Consider the following 17,754-nt stretch of genomic DNA (forward strand, 5'->3'; position numbering starts at 1 on the left):
GGCGGGGTCGCGGATTAGGCCGCGGCCTGCCGGAATTCAGGAGTGCGCGACAGCAACGCCAGGGAAAACACACCCCAGTCCTGCGTCTCGTTGCGGAAGGCACGGTCGATGAAATGGGCGTAGCGGCCTTGCGCCAGCTCGCCGGGTTCCACCGCCTGGACCTGCTCGAAGCTGCGTTGGCCGTACAGCTCATCGATGGTCAGCGCGACGTCGCCGCCGCTCTGACGCATGATCAGCACTCGTTGGCCTTCCTGCAGCACCGTGCGACGGCCCTCCAGGAACTGCTTCAGATCGATCACCGGGAACAGATTGCCGCGCAGGTTGCCCACGCCCAGCAGCCAGGGCTGTGCGCCCGGCACTGGAGTGACCGGCGGCATCGGCACGATTTCCGCAACTTCGCGGAAGTCCGAGACCAGTCGCCGGGTCCCGACGCGATACCCCACGCCGCGCCAGATATCGGCCGAGAACTGGCGTTCCGGCAGCGGCGTGGCGTGCGCCAGACTACGACGCTCGTAGTCTTCGAGAATGTCGAATGGAGAGCGCATCAACGCACCAATTGTCTGATGCGCGCGATCAGATCGTCTTCGCGCGGCGGCTTGACGATGTAGTCGCTGGCACCTTGTCGCAGACCCCAGGCCCTGTCGGTTTCCATGCCCTTGGTGCTGACCAGCAGCACGGGAATGTCCTTGGTTGCCTGGTCGCGTGCGAGAGCACGGGTTGCCTGGAAGCCGCTCATGCCGGGCAACACCACATCCATCAACACAAGATCAGGCGCCTGGCTGCGAACCAGCTCAAGCCCCTCTTCTGCATTATCGGTGGCGACGACCGTATGGCCTGCTTTTTCCAGCCATTGACTGAAGACTGCCCTGTCGGTGGGCGAGTCCTCGATCAATATAATTCGAGCCATGTTGCCTTTCCCCCTGGTCAGGCGTGGACGTACGTGCGGATCGCGCTCAGTAGTTCTTCACGGGTGAACGGCTTGGTCAGATATTGCTCGGAACCGACGATGCGGCCGCGAGCCTTGTCGAACAGGCCGTCCTTGGACGACAACATGATCACCGGCGTCGATTTGAAGAGCTGGTTGCCCTTGATCAACGCGCACGTCTGGTACCCATCCAGGCGCGGCATCATGATGTCGACGAAAATGATCTGAGGTTGCTGGTCCGCAATTTTGGCCAGTGCCTCGAAACCATCCGTTGCTGTCACTACTTCACAACCTTCCCGCTTCAGCAGCGTTTCGGCGGTGCGGCGAATGGTTTTCGAATCATCGATCACCATCACCTTCAGTCCTGCGAGTTCCCCACCCGCAGCAATGTTTTCACTCATGCAAATATCCCCGGGCGCGCGACGCTTCATCCCTTCCGACGTCGCTACGAAACTGCATGTATATCCCAAGACCCGCATCGACTGTCAAGGGTGCATTGCCGGGGCCCCGCCAGGCGGACGTTCCGACCACGTCTGGGTGCGTCCCGGCCGGCAAGTCGCGCACTACGACCCACCGGGCGCGCCATCGCCCATCGCTTGAAGTTACCATCGGCAGCTTGTTCGAAAGGTTTAGCCCCATGTCGCTCGACGTCGTTGTGGTGATGGATCCCATCGCCTCCATCAAGATCGCCAAAGACACTACGTTTGCCATGTTGCTGGAAGCCCAGCGCCGTGGTCACCGACTGCACTACGTGCGCCCCGGCGGGCTCAGCCTGCGCGAAGGGCGCGCGGTGGCGCAGGTGGCGCCGCTGAGCGTGCGCGAGGACAAGACCGGCTGGTTCACGCTGGGCGAGTTCGCCGAACGGGCGTTCGGGCCCGGCCAGGTGGTGCTGATGCGCAAGGACCCGCCGGTGGATGCGGAGTTCGTCTACGACACCCAGGTGCTGAGCGTGGCGCAGCGCGCCGGCGCGCAGATCGTCAACGACCCGCAGGGCCTGCGCGACTACAACGAGAAGCTGGCCGCACTGCTGTTTCCGCAATGCTGCCCGCCGACCCTGGTCAGCCGCGATGCCGCCGCGCTCAAGGCCTTCGTGCTGGAGCATGGCCAGGCGGTACTCAAGCCGCTGGACGGCATGGGCGGACGCTCGATCTTCCGTAGCGGCAGCGGCGACCCCAACCTCAACGTGATCCTGGAAACGCTGACCGACGGCAACCGCAAGCTGACCCTGGCGCAGCGCTTCATCCCCGACATCACGGCCGGCGACAAGCGCATCCTGCTGGTGGACGGCGAGCCGGTCGATTACTGCCTGGCGCGGATTCCGCAGGGCGACGAATTCCGCGGCAACCTGGCCGCCGGCGGACGCGGCGAAGGCCGACCATTGTCCGAACGCGACCGCTGGATCGCCGCGCAGGTGGGTCCGGAAATGCGCCGGCGCGGCATGCGCTTCGTCGGCCTGGACGTGATCGGCGATTACCTGACCGAGGTCAACGTCACCAGCCCCACCTGCGTGCGCGAGCTGGATGCGCAGTTCGGCCTGAACATCGCCGGGCTGCTGTTCGACGCGATCGAGGCCGGCACCGCGCAATGAGCACGGCCGCGGCCCTGCCGGCACCGATGGACGACGGTCGCCGGCTGATGATGACGCTGGTGATCTCGCTGCTGCTGCATGGCGTGCTGATCCTGGGGGTGGGCTTTGCGGTCAGCGAGGACGCACCGTTGGTGCCGACGCTGGATGTGATCTTCAGCCAGACCAGCACGCCGTTGACGCCCAAGCAGGCCGACTTCCTGGCCCAGGCCAACCAGCAGGGCGGCGGCGATCACGCCACCGCGCAACGCCCCCGGGACAGCCAGCCGGGCGTGGTGCCGCAGGAACGCACCGGGCTGGCGCCACAGGCGCAACGCGCCACCAGCGTGAACGCACCCGAGCCCACCCAAACCCGCGTGGTAACCAGCCGTCGTGGCGAGCAGGCCGTGCCGACGCCGCAGCCGAATCCGCAGACCGACCCGCTCACCCCGGCCGAGGCGCAGCGCATCCAGCGCGATGCCGAAATGGCCCGGCTCGCCGCCGAAGTGCATCTGCGCTCGGAGCAGTACGCCAAGCGCCCGAACCGCAAGTTCGTCTCCGCCAGTACCCGCGAATACGCATACGCCAACTATCTGCGTGCCTGGGTGGACCGCGCCGAGCGCGTGGGCAACCTGAATTATCCGGACGACGCGCGCCGCCGCCGGCTGGGCGGCAAGGTGGTCATCAGCGTGGGCGTGCGCCGCGACGGCAGCGTGGAAAGCAGCCGCGTGCTGGTCTCCAGCGGGGTTCCGTTGCTGGACGATGCCGCGTTGCGCGTGGTGCAACTGGCGCAGCCGTTTCCGCCACTGCCCAAGACCAAGGACGACGTGGACATCCTGCAGGTCACGCGCACCTGGCTGTTCCTGCCCGGCGGCGAGCTGCACGACGATCGCTGAGCCCCCTAGGCGTGTACTGCCCCATGCACTGCACCACAGCCGAGCGGCGCAGGCCTGAAAGAAGACAGAAGCGCAGGATCAGCGGCGCTGCGGCGCGCGCGCCTCGTGCCGTGATGCCAGCGGCTTGAGCGTGGACGCCAGGCGGGCACTCCTGCGCAGCCTGGTCACCCTCTTGCACGCCTGCGCGACAGCAACCCGCCATAGCGGCGCGCACATACAGCAAGCCGGCAATGACGACCTGCGATCGGCTGGCGCACAAACCTGGACCGCGCGACGACATGGCCGATTGCGCCATCTGCTGCGTGCAGCAGACGGCGCGGCAGGTCCGCGGTGGCCAGTGTCTCAGGCCACCTGCGCCGCAGCGTGCAACCGGTCGGCCAACGCCATGATCTCGGATGCATCCTGCACGCGTTCGCGCCAGGCGGCGGGAATGCCCTGGACACCGTAGAACGCGCCAGCAAGCTGGCCGCAGATCGCCGCGGTGGTGTCGGCATCGTCGCCCAGGTTGGCCGCGCGCAACACCGCATCGGCGAATGTTTCGGTGGTGGCGAAGCACCACAGTGCGGCCGACAGCGCGTCGACCACGTAGCCGATGCCGCGAATCTGCACTGCCGGCACCGCTGCATGGTCGCGCGCGGCCAGGACATGCACCGCCGGGGAGACCATTCCGTCGCAAGACGTGCGCAGCACCTGCTCGCGCGTTGCGCCGAGCAAGGCGGCCCGCACCTGGGCCGCGAACAACCGGCAGGCGTCCAGCGCCTCGGCGGCGGCATGGGTGGTGCGCGAGCTGTCGGCGGCACGATCGCCCAACTCGTCGGGGCGATGCGCGTAGTACATCGCCACCGGCGCCAACCGCATCAGGGATCCATTGCCGGCCGCACGCGGATCGGCGCTGCCGCTAGAGCACGTCATCCACTTTGAGATGAGGTGCGTTGGTCGTCAGCGGTGCGAAGCGGGTGTTGCGTGGCGCCGGCTTGGCTGGCCGCCAAGGCAAGCCGCGCGGCGCCCGCTCCGTGCCGCTGACGGCCAACCCTCCGGGAAGTGGCCTGTGGCGCGCCGATACTGCGTTGCGCGCTTTGCCCAGGCAGCCAGCCTGGGCCGCAGCGCACGCCTTGTTTCAACGCGCCACAGGCCGCTTCGCACTCATCTCAAAGTGGATGACACGCTCTAGGCGGGGCCGCCATCGAGATAGCGCTCCAGCGCCTGGCGGACGGTGTTGCCGATATCGAAACAGTGGCCGGTGCTGCTGAGGTAGCCGTGCTGATACCAGTTGCAATAGCGATTCATCTGGTCGGCGGGGTCGAAGCCTTGCCGATGCAGCAGGCTGTGCGCCAGGCACAGCGCCATCGAGGTGTCGTCGGTCCACTGCCCTGCACGCAGGGCGAACGGACCACCGCCGTGCATGTCGTCGATCGGCGTGAAGCTGCCGGGCGCCTGGAATTCCAGCGTGGTGCCCAGCGCATCGCCGACCGCCAGACCGAGCAGACAGCCGCGAAACCGCGCGCGTTCGAGATCGCCGTGTGTCATGGCGCGGCGGTGGCCGCCTTCGCTGCGCGGGCGGCCTGCTGCTCGACCAGGGTGAGTGCAACGTTGTCGCGCAGGTACGCCGGTTCCACGCGCTCTGGCGCCAGCCCTTCGCCCCGCTGCAGCGCGGGCACCGCAAGCGTGAGCAGATCGGCGGCATGCGGCAAGGCGCTGGCATCGACGCTGCTCAGCTGCGCGGCTAGGCGCTGCTGCAGCAGTCCGTCGGCGGCCGCAAATCCGGTTCCCACCCCAGCCACGCGCTGCACCGTCTCGGGCATGACCACCGCATCGGGCGTGCACACGCGCTCCGGGGCAAGTTCCAGCAACCCATCCTCGTTACGCGCGAATACCCCGGCGTAGACCTCGCCCATGCGTGCATCGATGCAGGCCAGCACCTGGCTCGCCTCGGCAGGCGCACGCAAGGCCAGCACCTGCAGCGTGGAAACGGCCAGCACCGGCAGATCCAGCGCCAGCGCGATGCCCTGCGCAATGCCGATCGCCAGACGCACGCCGGTGAACGCGCCGGGGCCGCGGCCGACCGCAATCGCATCGAGCTGGCGACGGGTGATGCCTGCCTCGGCCAGCAATTGTTCGGCCCACGGTAGCGCCAGTTCGGCGTGGCGGCGCGGCGCCAGTTCGAAGCGCTCGATCACGCGCCCGTCGACCTGCAAGGCGACGGAACAGGCTTCGGTGGATGTCTCGAAGGCGAGGACGTTCATTGGGGGAGCCGGGACCGGGGACCCGGGATTGGGGACCCGGGAGGGCGCAAAGTTTAACTGATCGATCCGAGTGGCCGGCACGGTACCTGGGATGACAACCGCTGCACACCCGCCAACCAACCGGCAACGACGCCCACCCGGGTGCCGGAAGCGGTTCGCACGCCTTTACCCGGGTGCCCGGTCCCGGGCCCCCGGTTCCGGCGCGAAAAACGCCTGCACATCGGCAATGGCATGCGTGCGCGCAAACGGCGGCAGCGATTTCATGAAGGTGCGGCCGTAGCTCTTGTTCACCAGCCGCGGGTCGCACAGCACCAGCACGCCACGGTCGGTTTCGCTGCGAATCAGCCGGCCCACGCCCTGCTTGAGCGCGATCACCGCCTGCGGCAACTGCTCGTCGCGGAATGGGTTGCCACCCTCGCGACGGATCGCATCCAGGCGCGCTTCGAACACCGGGTCGTCGGGTGCGGCGAATGGCAGCTTGTCGATCACGACCACGCTCAAGGCATCGCCCACCACGTCCACGCCCTCGCGGAAACTGGCCGAGCCCAGCAGCACGCCATTGCCGGAATCGCGGAAGCGCTGCAGCAAGGTCGCGCGCGGCGCCTCGCCCTGCACGAACAACGGCCACGGCGCGCCGCGCAAGGCTTCGGCGGCTTCACGCAGCGCGCGGTGCGAGGCGAACAGCAAGAACGCACGGCCGTTGGAGGCTTCCAGCACCGGCGTCAGCGCGCCGATCAAGGCAGTGCCGAACCCGCGTGCGGCCGGATCGGGCAGGTTCGGCGGCAGGTAGCACAAGGCCTGGCGTGCCCAATCGAAGGGGCTGGGTTGCAGCAATGTCACCGGATCGCTCAAGCCCAGCCGCTGCGCGATGTGGTCGAACTCGCCGCCCACCGCCAGCGTGGCCGAGGTGAATACCCAGGCCGCCTGCGATTTTTCGCGGTGTTCGCGCAGCGGGCCGGACACATCCAGCGGCGTGCGCTGGCAACGGAAGCCGCGCGGGCTGAGTTCGTACCAGAGCACATCGTTGTCGACCACCTCTTCCGGCGGGTCCTGCGCGAAATCGGCCACCGGCTGGTCTTCGCCGAGCCAGCGCGACAGGCGGTTCAACGCTTCCTGCGCACGTGCCGTGCAGCCGTCGAAACCCGGTGAGGCCTCACGCAACGGCAGCAGGGATTCACCCAGCCGTGCCAGCGACGACAGCACGGCGTCGAACCCTTCGCGCACCTGCGGCTTGGCCAGCGCACGCCATTGCGTGCCGCGCGGCGGCAGCCCTTCCATGCCGGCACGCAGGCTGCGCAAGGCTTCGTCCAGCGCCAGGATCGGTGCCTGCAGGCTGGCCTGCGCGCCGGCCACCAGGCGCGCTTCGACCATGCAGTCGCGCGCCAGCTCCTGCCATGGCCGCATGCCGAAACTTTCGCCGAAGAAATTGGCCGCCAGTTCCGGCAACTGATGTGCCTCGTCGATGACGAAGGCCTGCGCACCGGGCAGGATTTCGCCGAAACCTTCCTGTTTGAGCGCCAGATCGGCCAGCAGCAGGTGGTGATTGACCACCACCAGATCGGCCGCCTGGGCACGCTGGCGCGCCTGCACCACGAAGCATTCGCTGTAGAACGGGCAGTCGGTGCCCAGGCAGTTGTCGACGGTGGAGGTCACCATCGGCAGCAGCGGCGAGTCGTCGGGCAAGGCTTCCAGCTCGGCCATGTCGCCGAACTGGGTGCGCCCGCTCCAGGCCACGATGCGCTGGAACTGCGAGACCTGTTCGGGCGTGGCAAAGCGCGGTTCGCCGCGCGCCTGCTGGGTGCGGTACTTGCACAGGTAGTTGGCGCGCCCCTTCAACAACGCACTGCGCAGCCCCACGCCCAGCGCGGCGCGCACGCGCGGCAGGTCGCGATGGAACAGCTGATCCTGCAGCGCGCGCGTGCCGGTGGAGACGATGGTCTTGAGCCCGGACAGCAAGGCCGGCACCAGGTAGGCGTAAGTCTTGCCGGTGCCGGTACCGGCCTCTGCCAACAGCACATCGCGCTGTTCGAACGCTTCGGCGATGGCTCCAGTCAGCCGCAACTGCGCAGCGCGTGGCGCGAACGCGTCGAGCTGGCGCGCAAGCGCCCCGCCCTCGCTGAGCGCTTCGATGCTGGCAGTGGCAAGTTGGGACATGGGACCGAACGAAAAGCGGGCAGGAAGCACGACAGCCTAGCGCGTGCGCGATGACGCTGCCTGGGTTGGGCTTGATGGATTGCGCACATCCCCGTGCCTGCGCCAGCAACCGTCGGGCGCCCTGCCTGTGCTTGCTGAAACCGCACCACGCAGCCAGGAGTACCTCGTCAGCTTGGCCACGAGGTGCTCGGGCATCCAAAGCGCGCGACGACACGGCCACACCAGGCATCCACCGCGCCCGCCTTGCGGCGTGCGCAGTCGCTCCGATCGCCGGCCTCAGTACCGCTTCACGCCTGGCACGGTGCAACCGGCAATCTGCGCCTTGGCAGAGGCCGCGTTTTCCTTTTCGCCACGCGCCAGACGCGACTGCTCGATGGTCGCCCAATGCCGACGGCACAACGGCCCGGTCCTGGACCCCAGGTCGATCGCCTGCTTGGCGAAGCGTTCGGCCGCCGGCCAGTCGGCCTGCAGCACGGACACTTCGGCACGTTCCTGCAGAATCGCCGGGTCGCCCGACACCAGGCCCAGCGCCTGATCCAGGGCCGCAGCGGCGCCGGCCAGATCGCCGGCCTGGCGTTTGCTCTTGGCGGTGTCGCGCAAGTCATCCACCTGCGGGTCGCGCAGCGGCTGCACCGACAGTTCGGTGTCGTCTGCGCCGGCCTCGCGTTCGATCAGCAACAGCCGCTGGGTCGGAGTGGTCGGGTCCACCGGGGTCGGCGGCGGCGCGGGCGGTGCGCTGAGGCAGGCAGTGAGTGCGGCCAGGACGCCGATCAGGGCGAGCAAACGGTGCAGTCGGTTCATGGGGTCATTCCAATCAACGCGTGGGTTGGGCCGCTGCGGGGGCGGCGGCAGGGTCTTCGGGCTTCTTTTCCAGGCCAAAGAAGCGGCGCCAGCCGCCGCCGCTGGATTGTTCGGCAGGAGCGGCCGCTTCGCCGGGCGCAGCTTCGATCGACGGCGCATTGCCCGCGCACGGCGCGTAGGCCGGCGTGAAGCCGACCACGAACGGAAACTGGCGCGCGCCCGGGCAGCCCGGGTCCGTCACGCCGGTGCCGCTGGCGTCCACCCACTGCCAATCCAGGCCTTTCCCACTGACCTTCAATGGCGCACTCGGCAGGCGGGCGAAGATGCTCGACCACACCCGCATCGCACCGGTGGCGCCATACAGGCCGGTCTCTGCGTTCTGGTCGTTGCCCATCCAGATCACCGCCAGATGGTCGCCGGTGTAGCCGGCATACCAGCTGTCGCGACCGTCGTTGGAGGTGCCGGTCTTGCCGGCCGACGACAGGCGCCCCAGGCCATCGCTCAGCAACTGGCGCGCGGTGCCGCCGCTGACCACCTGCTGCAGGCCGATGCTGATGAGGTTGGCGGCCACCGAATCGCCTTCCTGGGCCGGGGCCGGGGTCTTGTCGTAGCGCTTGAGCAGCTTGCCCTGCGGGTCGAGCACGCCGCGCACCGCATGCAGTGGCTGGATCTCGCCGCCGGCTGCCAGGAATTGGTACAGCTGCGCCATGCCATACGGGCTCTGGTCGGTGGTACCCAGGATCAGCGCCGGATTGGGCTCGGCCTTGATACCGGCCAAGACCTGGATCAGCTGCGCGATGCGGTCCGCGCCGACCTGCATGCCCACCCGCACCGTGGCCTGGTTGTAGGAATGCGCCAGCGCATCGACCAGGCGCACCGTGCCGTGGCTGCGATTGTCGGAATTGCCCGGCGACCAAGTCTTGCCGCGGCTGAGCTGCACGGTCACCGGCGAGTCGTCGACCCAACTGGACAGCGCCCAGCGGTCCGGCGAGGCCAAGGCCAGCATGTAGACGAACGGCTTGAGCAACGAGCCCACCTGCCGCTGCGCTTCCACCGCACGATTGAAACCCGGCTTGGCCACATCGCGGCTGCCGACCACGGCCAGCACATCGCCGTTGTGCACGTCGGTGAGCACCAATCCTGCCTGCAGCGGCGGTCGCTTCTTGTTGTCCAGCCGCTTGATGGTGCCGGTCACTGCACCTTCGGCATACGCCTGCGCAGACGGCGACATGCCTGTGAGCACGCTCATGCCGGCGCCCTGCAGCACGCCTTCCGGATAGTCGTGCGCCAGCTGGCGTCGCACCAGGTCCACGTACGCCGGGAAGCGGTTGGCGGCGACCAGGCCGGGCTCGGTCGGCACGCCCAACGGCGCAGCCAGTGCGCGCTTGTATTCGGCGTCGTTGATCAGGTTGTTTTCGTGCAGCTTGCCGAGCACGAAATTGCGCCGGTCCAGCGCGCGTTCCGGGTTACGCCGCGGGTCGTAGTACGAGGGCCCCTTGACCAGCCCGATCAACAATGCGATCTGCTCGGTGGTCATTGAATTGAGGTCGCGGCCGAACCACAGCTCTGCGCCCGAGGACACGCCGTGGATCGCCTGGCCGCCGCGCTGGCCCAGATAGACCTGGTTGAGATAGGCCTCCAGGATGGTGCGCTTGTCGTAGCGCGCCTCCATGATCACCGCATACAGGATCTCGTTGAACTTGCGCGTGAGCGTCTGTTCCTTGCCGATGCCGAGCAGGCCGCTGCGGGCCAGCTGCTGGGTCAGGGTGCTGGCGCCCTGGCGGACCTGGCCGCCGGAGCGCGCCATGATCCAGGCCGCGCGCACCATGCCGCTCAGGTCGATGCCGTGGTGGTTGTTGAAGTCGCGGTCTTCCACTGCCTGCAGGCCGGTGACCAGCAGCTCGGGCACTTCTTCCATGCGCACCAGGCGGCGCTCTTCCTGCTTCTGGCCGTACAGGGTGGCGATGCGCGCCGGGTCCAGGCGTGCGCTTTTGAGCGCCTTGCGGTCGCCGGCGTCGCGCAGGCTGGCCACGCGCCCACCGGCCAGGCTGACTTCGACCCGGCGCGCCGGCACGCGTCCATCCACATCGATGTAGCCGCGGCTGGCGATGGTGAAGCGGCTGCCGTCCTGCTGGTAGGTGCCGGCCAGCTTCGCCTGACCGTCGTCGCGGTACGACGCCGCGTCCAGCTCGGTCTTCAGGGTGGCCGCATCCAGTGCGTTGCCCGGCACGAGCACCAGCGGTCGGCCGTATACGCGGGTCGGGATCTGCCAACGCAGTTCGCCAAAGCGCTGGGTGACCTGCTTGTTCAGATACATCGTATAGGGAATCAGGAAACCGAGCGCCAGCGCGAACGCGGCAAATCCCCAGACGATGAGTCTGCGTTGCCAGCGGGAGCCTTGCGCGTTGGTGTCGTCCTCGAAATCGTCGGGAGCGTCGTTGTCGTGGCGTCGGGGCACAGGAATGCGAGAATGTAGAGTCCGGCGAGTCTAGCAGCGCTGTCATGGCTGTGACCTGCCGGCCCCGTCGGCCGTTAAGAGCGGCTAACAAAACGCCCGACGCCGCTTCGCCAAGCGCGACGTGTTCTCGGCAGCAGCAGGCATGGTTCGTACACTGCGCGGGCAGATGCAACGATTGCCTCGACCCGCGCGCTGCTCGCACCGTTCACTGCCATACCACGCTGGAGTTCCAACGCAATGTCGATGTCTTTGGCCGATGCGCGCTATCTGTTCAATCGCGTCCTCGGCCTGATCCACCGCAGCGTGGCCAGCATGCGCACGCGCGGCTGGCGCGCCACCTGGCAGCGCATTCGCGTACACACACAGGCGCCTCCGGTCGCCCTGGGCACGCCGCTGTGGCTGCCGCAGGCCGCCCCATTTGCGGCGTTCGCACTGCCGCACAGCGCGACCCCGCGGGTGACGGTGGTGATTCCGGTCTACAACCACATTGCGCACACCCTGGCCTGCCTGCGCGCGCTGGCGGCGCATCCGCCGCTGCTGAGTGTGGACATCATCGTCGTGGACGACGGCAGCAGCGACGCCACCGCTGAACAGTTGCCGCAGATCGCCGGCCTGCACTACCACGTGCGTGCGAGCAACGGCGGTTTCATCGCGGCCTGCAACGACGGCATCGCGCTGGCGCGCGGCGAGTTCGTGGTGCTGCTCAACAACGACACCATTCCGCAACCTGGCTGGCTGGACCAGTTGATCGACACCTTTGCCCGGTATCCGGCCGCCGGTCTGGTCGGCGCGCAACTGGTGTATCCGGACGGGCGCCTGCAGGAATCCGGCGGCGTGGTCTTCGCCGATGGCAGCGCCTGGAGCTACGGCCGCTTCGAATCGTCCGAGGACCCGCGCTATGCATATGTCCGCGCGATGGACTACTGCTCGGGCGCGGCCATCGCGCTGCCGCGCGCGCTGTTGCAGACACTGGGCGGGCTGGACCGGCGCTACATGCCGGCGTATTACGAAGACACCGATCTGGCGTTTGCCGTCCGCGCGGCCGGATATCAGGTGCTGGTGCAGCCGGCCAGCGTGGTGGTGCATGACGAGGGCACCAGCAACGGCACCGATACGCGTACCGGGGTGAAGGCCTACCAGGTGCGCAATCAGGGCGTCTTCGCCGAAAAATGGCAGCAGCCGCTGAAAACGCAGTTGCCGGTCGGCACCGTGCCCGGGCCTGCGCTGCTGCACCGCCACCAGCGACAGGTCTTGATCCTGGACGAGTGCGTGCCGCAGCCGGACCGCGACTCAGGCTCGCTGCGGCAGTTCAACCTGATCCGCCTGCTGCGCGAGGAAGGCGCGCATGTCGTCTTCGTGCCGACACGCCGCGAACACGCCGGGCGCCACACCCAGGCATTGCAGCAACTCGGTGTCGAAGTCTGGTACGCGCCGTTTCTCGAAGGCATCGGCAGCTGGCTGCGCAGCCATGGTGCGCGGTTTGCGGTGGTGCTGCTGGTACGCCACCACGTGGCGCATGCCTGCCTGCCATTGCTCAGGCAATACGCGCCTCAGGCGCGCACCTTGTTCGACACCGTCGACCTGCATTACCTGCGCGAACGCCGCGGTGCCGAGCTGGCCCGCGATGCCAATCTGCTGCGCAGCGCAGAACGCACCCGCCTGCGCGAGCTGGAGATCATGGCGGCCACCGATGTCACCGTGCTGGTGTCGGCCGCAGAACAGGCGCAACTGCGCGCAGATGCGCCGCACATCCGCACCGCGCTGCTGTCCAACCTGCATGAAGTCGCCGGCAGCGGCCATCGCTTTGCGCAACGCCGCGACCTGGTCTTCGTCGGCGGCTTTCGTCATCCGCCGAATGTGGATGCGGTGCAATGGTTCATCAGCGCCATCTTTCCGCAGGTCCGTGCGCAGCTGCCCGAGGTGCTCTTCCACTGCATCGGTGCCGACCTGCCTGACGCCCTGAAATTGCTGGCCGATGAGTGCCCCGGCGTGCAGTTGCATGGTCATGTCCCGGATCTGGTTCCGTTCATGGACAGTGCGCGTATCGCAGTGGCACCGCTGCGTTTTGGCGCGGGCGTGAAAGGCAAGATCAATCTGAGCATGGCGCACGGCCAGCCGGTGGTCGGCACCACCTGCGCGGTGGAAGGCATGCACTTGCGCGACGGCGAGGATGTGTGCGTCGCCGACGATGCGGACGCCTTCGCCGCTGCAATCGTGCGGCTGTATCAGGACGCAGCACTGTGGCAACGCCTGGCCGACAACGGCTTGCGCAACGTGGCCGAACATTTTTCGCTGGACGCAGCACGGGCGACGGTGCGCGAGTTGTTCATTGCGGGGTGAGCAGGTGGCTAGGCATTGGCGTCTGAATCGTTTGCATCACCAAACGCCGCAGTACACGCAATGATGGGCGATTGATCCGCTCGCGCCGCATCACGCTGCTGCGCTCGCACCCTCATCTGCCCCTCGCGGCATCTTCTCCCGGTGGAGAAGGGAGTGTGCATCGCAGCTTGATCGCGTACCGGTTGAAAGGCTGCACAGCTTGGTTCACCTGCGTCTGCAGCACGCATTGCATCTGATGCAAATAGGGGGGCTTGGAGCGTGGGACTGTGCCTGTACCTGATGCAACACGGGCCTGAGACCTTGGGACGACACACGCTCGGCGGGCTTCCACGTTACCCACATCACCAGCAACTGCTCACCGCTGTTCGGCCACCGCCTTGACCCGTCGCGTGAATTCGGCAAGTTCCGGCAAACCCGGATCCAGCTGATGCGCCTCGTCCTGCGCACGGCGGGCGAAGGCTGCGTCCTCCTGGCCCAGCCGTTCGCTCCCGACCGCCACCCAGCGCTGTGCAAGGCGGCGTCGCGCACCGGCCAATGCATCGGCATTGGGCGTCAGCGCCTGCCAGGCATCCAGGCACCCGCGCGCGGCGCGCAGGCGGTTGTTGCGCAGTTCGTCCTCGAAACAACGTTGGCTGGCCGGTACCACGCGCGCCGCGGCCTGCAGCACACGCGGATCGCGTGGCGCCAGCGCCTGCGCGGCACGCACGGCGTCATAGGCGCTGGCGCCAGGCGGTGTCATCCAGCGTTGCTGCGCTTCGGCATCGGCAACGCGCTGCAGCAATGCCCGCAGGCGGCGCTCGCGCGTGCCCCGCGACAGGCTCGCGTCCGGGCCGCGCTGGGCGTCGCGCGCGCGCGCAATCGCTTGCTCGGCCTGCACGATCGATGCGGCGCCAGGCACCAGGAGCTGTGCCTGACGCAGGGATTGCAGCGCATCGTCGAAGTGGAAATCCGCCGCCTGCCGGCTGGCCTGTGCGGCGTACTCGTCCGCGACCTGATCGCGGCCGCGCTGGGCGATTGCATCGTCCGGTTCGGCGGCCAGCACCGCGTTGAAATCGCGCGCAGCCGGGGCCAGGCGGCCACGTCGCAGCAAGGCCTGCGCGCGCTGACGTCGCTGTTCCAGCAGGCGGTGGTACTGGCCTTCGGTCAGCGGCATGTCGACATGCCCGGGGTCGTAACGCTTGGCCGCGGCCAGCAACGCCGACGCCTCGCCGAGCGCATCGCGCGCCAGTGCCTGGCGTGCCTGCGCCAACAGATCGGTCAGGGCGTCCTCGCGGCCTTCCAGTGCGTCGGTGCGGTCGGGCGCCAGGGTCAGGATGCGTTGATAGAGCGGCAACGCACTCTCCGGCGTGCCGTCCAGGCGACCCTGCTGCTGCGCGAGCGCGGCCTGCGCCAGCAAGGCATCCAGCCCCACCCGACGCGCCTGCAGCGCGCGCAGCCGCGCCGCAACCGGGGCGATCTGCGCCTGCGGCGTCTCCAGGGCGGTGGCCAGCGCCAGCGCGCGCTGCGCTGCTGCGGCATCGCCTGCCGCAACCGCTGCACGCGCCTGCGCTACCGCAGCAGCGCCGGTCCGCGCCAGCCCGGTACGGGCTTCCCCACGGTCGCTGTCCAGTGCAAGCGCGGCGGCGAACAGTTCGCGCGCACCGTTGCCGTTGGCGGCGCTGAGCTGGCCGCGTGCCAGGGCCGCATCGCCCCGCTGCAACAATTGCTGGATGCGCGTGTCCGGCCACAGCCAATCGGCCAGCGGCTTGCGCAGCACGATCACGGTGAGCAGCAAGCAGGCGCACAGCGCCAACACCATGCGCCAGAGCGCACGGCTGCGCAGTGGCGCCCAGAGGCGGGGCGATCTGGCCCAGCGCGGGAGCGGAGACATACGGTGGCGTCCATCCTTGGCGCGACCTGACGGGGACGCGTTCACCGCATTATGGTAGCGGTGGAGGCTGCGAAGGCGGTGTGGGCTCTTCGGGAATCGGGAATCGGGAATCGGGAATCGGGAATCGGGAATCGGGAATCGTCAGGCAAGCACAGCTCACCTCTTTCATGTGCTGTCTGTTTTCAACCGCGTGCTCTTGCCAGGTGCGCGGCGTCCTCAGCCCAGCCGCCGCACCTCGCTCACGCCGGGCAGCGCATCCAGCTTGCCGAGCAGGCCGGACAGCTGGTCGTAATCGCTGACCTTCAAGCGCAGCCGTAGCTGCGCCCTGCCGGTATCGCGCACGTTGTCGCTGTTGATTTCCAGCACGTGCGCGTCTTCCTGGGCGATCAGGTTGGTGATGTCCTTGAGCAGCCAGCGGCGGTCCACCGCGCGCACCTGCACATCCACTTCGTAGCCGCTGCCGGCCTTGCCCCACTCCACCGGCAACACGCGCTGCGGGTGGGCGGCGGCCAGGCGCGCCAGTGCCGCACAGTCGGTGCGGTGCACGGTGATGCCGCGACCGCGGGTGAGATAGCCGGCAATCGGTTCGCCGGCCACCGGCTGGCAGCAACGCGCCAACTGCACCAGCAAATTGCCCACTCCCTCGACGGTGAATTTGGATTTCCCCAATCCATCGCGCCGCGCGGTCGGCCGCGGGGGCGCCGGTACCGCCGGCTGGGACGCGGCACGTTCGGCTTCCAGCAACGCACGGCTGACCTGGTTCGGGCCGGTATCGCCCAGGGCGACCTGGATATACAGCTCGTCGACGTTTTCGGCGTGGAATTTGCGCGCGGCCACGCTCAGATCCGCATGCTGCAGGCCCAGGCGCTTGAGCTCGCGATCGAGCAAGTCCTTGCCCGCCTGCACATTGCGCGCGCGGTCCAGCTTGTGGAACCAGGCGCGTACCTTGTCGCGCGAGCGCCCGCTGGCCAGAAAGCCGTTGGAGGCCAGCAGCCAATCGCGGCGCGGGTCCGCTTCCTTGGCGGTCATGATTTCCACGCGGTCGCCGCTGCGCAGCCGGTAGGTCAGCGGCACGATGCGGTCGTTGACGCGTGCGCCACGGCAGCGATGCCCGACCATGGTGTGCACGTGATACGCAAAATCCAGCGGCGTGGCACCTTGCGGCAGATCGATCACCTCGCCCTTGGGGGTGAGCGCATACACGCGGTCTTCGATCAGCTCGGCATCCAGCGCGCCGGCCAGTTCGCCATGCTCGCCCTCCTGCACCTGCTCCAGCAGCTGGCGCATCCACAAAATCTTGCGATCGAACGCTTTTTCGCCGCCCTTGCCGCCTTCCTTGTATTTCCAGTGCGCAGCCACGCCGAGTTCGGCCTGGGCGTGCATTTCGAAGGTACGGATCTGGATTTCGATCGTGCGCCCTTCCGGGCCGACCACCGCGGTATGCAACGAGCGGTAGTCGTTGGCCTTGGGCCGGGCGATGTAATCGTCGAACTCGCTCGGCACCGGCGCCCACAACGAATGCACCGCCCCCAGCGCGGCATAGCACGCCGCCACGTCCTCGACCATGACCCGCACCGCGCGGATGTCGTACAGCTGATCGAACGACAGCCGCTTCTTCTGCATCTTTCGCCAGATGCTGTAGATGTGCTTCGGCCGTCCGCTCACCTCTGCGCGCAGGCCCTGCTGGGCAAGCGCTGCCGACAGGGTGCGCTTGACCGCTTCCAGGTAGCGCTCGCGCGCCACGCGGGTTTCGTCCACTTCGCGGGCGATGCGGCGATAGGTCTCCGGCTCCAGATGCCGGAATGCCAGGTCCTCCAACTCCCACTTCACCTGCCAGATACCCAGCCGGTTGGCCAGCGGCGCGTGGATGTCGCGCGTGAGCTGGGCCAGCGCGCGGCGCTCATCTTCGCTCAGACGATCGGCCACGCGCATGCGCGCCAGCTGCCGTGCCAGCAGGATCGGCACCACGCGCAGGTCGTGGATGATGGAAAGCAGCAGACGCCGCAACCCTTCGCTGTTGCGCCCGGCCTCGCGTCCGGCATGCAGCGCCCAGACCTGATCGGCTGCATCCAGGCCGTCCAACAGGCCTTCCACCGCCACCCGCCGCTCCGCCGGTTGCCACGGCAGGCCCGCGATCGCGCCGCGCAAGGCAGGCAAGTCGAACAGCAACGCCGCAATCAGGGTGGCTTCGTCGGCGGCCAGCAGCGCCAATGCATCCAGGGTGTCGCCGAGCAATGCCCACGGCACGCGATCGGTCTGCGTAGGCGGCAGGTCCTGCCAGGCCTGCGCCAGCGCGTCGCGCACTGCCGGCGCGATCGAGGCCACGGCAGGCCGCTGCAGCAGCGCCTGCAGACGATCAAATGAGGAACTGGTCACAGCGGTGGACACGGCGGCGGGCAACAACGGGAGGCTGACGACTACGGTAACGTGCGCGTCACCTTCTCCACAACGCGTTTTACCGCGGCGCTCGCCGTGCGGGAGGACGCGCGTGCTCAGGCCAGGT

Annotated in this window: 12 protein-coding genes and 2 pseudogenes; 3 read left to right on the forward strand and 11 right to left on the reverse strand. The window is 68.0% G+C overall.

Annotated elements, in window-relative coordinates:
- Positions 1-14 precede the first annotated feature (14 nt).
- Genes ACCQ16_RS15055 through pilG form a run of 3 tightly spaced genes read right to left on the reverse strand, consistent with a single transcriptional unit; the run spans position 15 to position 1,326 of the window.
- Positions 15-545: a chemotaxis protein CheW gene (locus ACCQ16_RS15055; protein WP_003482487.1), complete on the reverse strand. Its 531-nt coding sequence runs from the start codon at positions 543-545 to the stop codon at positions 15-17.
- On the reverse strand, positions 545-907 hold the full coding sequence (locus ACCQ16_RS15060) for a response regulator (protein WP_005913708.1): 363 nt from the start codon (positions 905-907) through the stop codon (positions 545-547). Before ACCQ16_RS15060 ends, ACCQ16_RS15055 begins: the two co-directional genes overlap by 1 nt.
- 17 nt (positions 908-924) lie before the next feature.
- Positions 925-1,326: a twitching motility response regulator PilG gene (gene pilG, locus ACCQ16_RS15065; protein ID WP_005913706.1), complete on the reverse strand. Its 402-nt coding sequence runs from the start codon at positions 1,324-1,326 to the stop codon at positions 925-927.
- A gap of 236 nt (positions 1,327-1,562) precedes the next feature.
- Here pilG and gshB point away from each other — a divergent pair, with 236 nt between their 5' ends.
- Entirely contained in the window at positions 1,563-2,513 is a 951-nt protein-coding gene (gene gshB, locus ACCQ16_RS15070) for a glutathione synthase (protein WP_008575184.1), read from the forward strand.
- A complete protein-coding gene (gene tolA / locus ACCQ16_RS15075) occupies positions 2,510-3,385 on the forward strand; it encodes a cell envelope integrity protein TolA (RefSeq protein ID WP_277572575.1) in 876 nt (291 codons plus the stop codon). The genes gshB and tolA overlap by 4 nt, the downstream gene beginning before the upstream one ends.
- A 342-nt stretch (positions 3,386-3,727) precedes the next feature.
- On the opposite strand, the pseudogene ACCQ16_RS15080 reads toward tolA, so the two are convergent.
- The 6 genes and pseudogenes from ACCQ16_RS15080 to mrcB form a co-directional block, all read right to left on the reverse strand.
- Positions 3,728-4,285 (reverse strand): annotated as a pseudogene (locus tag ACCQ16_RS15080) (ADP-ribosylglycohydrolase family protein); the annotation flags it as partial.
- A gap of 270 nt (positions 4,286-4,555) precedes the next feature.
- Positions 4,556-4,912, reverse strand: a pseudogene (locus ACCQ16_RS15085) (ADP-ribosylglycohydrolase family protein); the annotation flags it as partial.
- Entirely contained in the window at positions 4,909-5,628 is a 720-nt protein-coding gene (gene tsaB, locus ACCQ16_RS15090) for a tRNA (adenosine(37)-N6)-threonylcarbamoyltransferase complex dimerization subunit type 1 TsaB (RefSeq protein WP_136732832.1), read from the reverse strand. The gene tsaB and the pseudogene ACCQ16_RS15085, both read right to left, overlap by 4 nt.
- A gap of 165 nt (positions 5,629-5,793) precedes the next feature.
- Positions 5,794-7,782: a DNA repair helicase YoaA gene (gene yoaA, locus ACCQ16_RS15095; RefSeq protein WP_277572574.1), complete on the reverse strand. Its 1,989-nt coding sequence runs from the start codon at positions 7,780-7,782 to the stop codon at positions 5,794-5,796.
- A 276-nt stretch (positions 7,783-8,058) separates the two neighbouring features.
- Complete coding sequence (locus ACCQ16_RS15100; protein WP_011348248.1) at positions 8,059-8,583, reverse strand: hypothetical protein; 525 nt, start codon at positions 8,581-8,583, stop codon at positions 8,059-8,061.
- 13 nt (positions 8,584-8,596) lie between these two features.
- Complete coding sequence (mrcB, locus tag ACCQ16_RS15105) at positions 8,597-11,041, reverse strand: penicillin-binding protein 1B (RefSeq protein ID WP_277572573.1); 2,445 nt, start codon at positions 11,039-11,041, stop codon at positions 8,597-8,599.
- Between the two features lie 237 nt (positions 11,042-11,278).
- On the opposite strand from mrcB, the gene ACCQ16_RS15110 reads away from it, so the two are divergent.
- A complete protein-coding gene (locus tag ACCQ16_RS15110; protein WP_218490232.1) occupies positions 11,279-13,381 on the forward strand; it encodes a glycosyltransferase in 2,103 nt (700 codons plus the stop codon).
- 355 nt (positions 13,382-13,736) lie between these two features.
- On the opposite strand, the gene ACCQ16_RS15115 is transcribed toward ACCQ16_RS15110, so the two are convergent.
- Together ACCQ16_RS15115 and ACCQ16_RS15120 are read right to left on the reverse strand one after the other, a co-directional pair.
- Positions 13,737-15,179, reverse strand: coding sequence for a hypothetical protein (locus ACCQ16_RS15115; RefSeq protein ID WP_277572780.1), 1,443 nt, complete (start codon positions 15,177-15,179; stop codon positions 13,737-13,739).
- Positions 15,180-15,467: 288 nt separating this feature from the next.
- Complete coding sequence (locus tag ACCQ16_RS15120) at positions 15,468-17,654, reverse strand: RelA/SpoT family protein (RefSeq protein WP_014090786.1); 2,187 nt, start codon at positions 17,652-17,654, stop codon at positions 15,468-15,470.
- Positions 17,655-17,754: the final 100 nt, after the last annotated feature.

It is taken from the genome of Xanthomonas sp. NCPPB 1062, assembly GCF_041481705.2.
Classification (GTDB): Bacteria; Pseudomonadota; Gammaproteobacteria; order Xanthomonadales; family Xanthomonadaceae; genus Xanthomonas; species Xanthomonas euvesicatoria.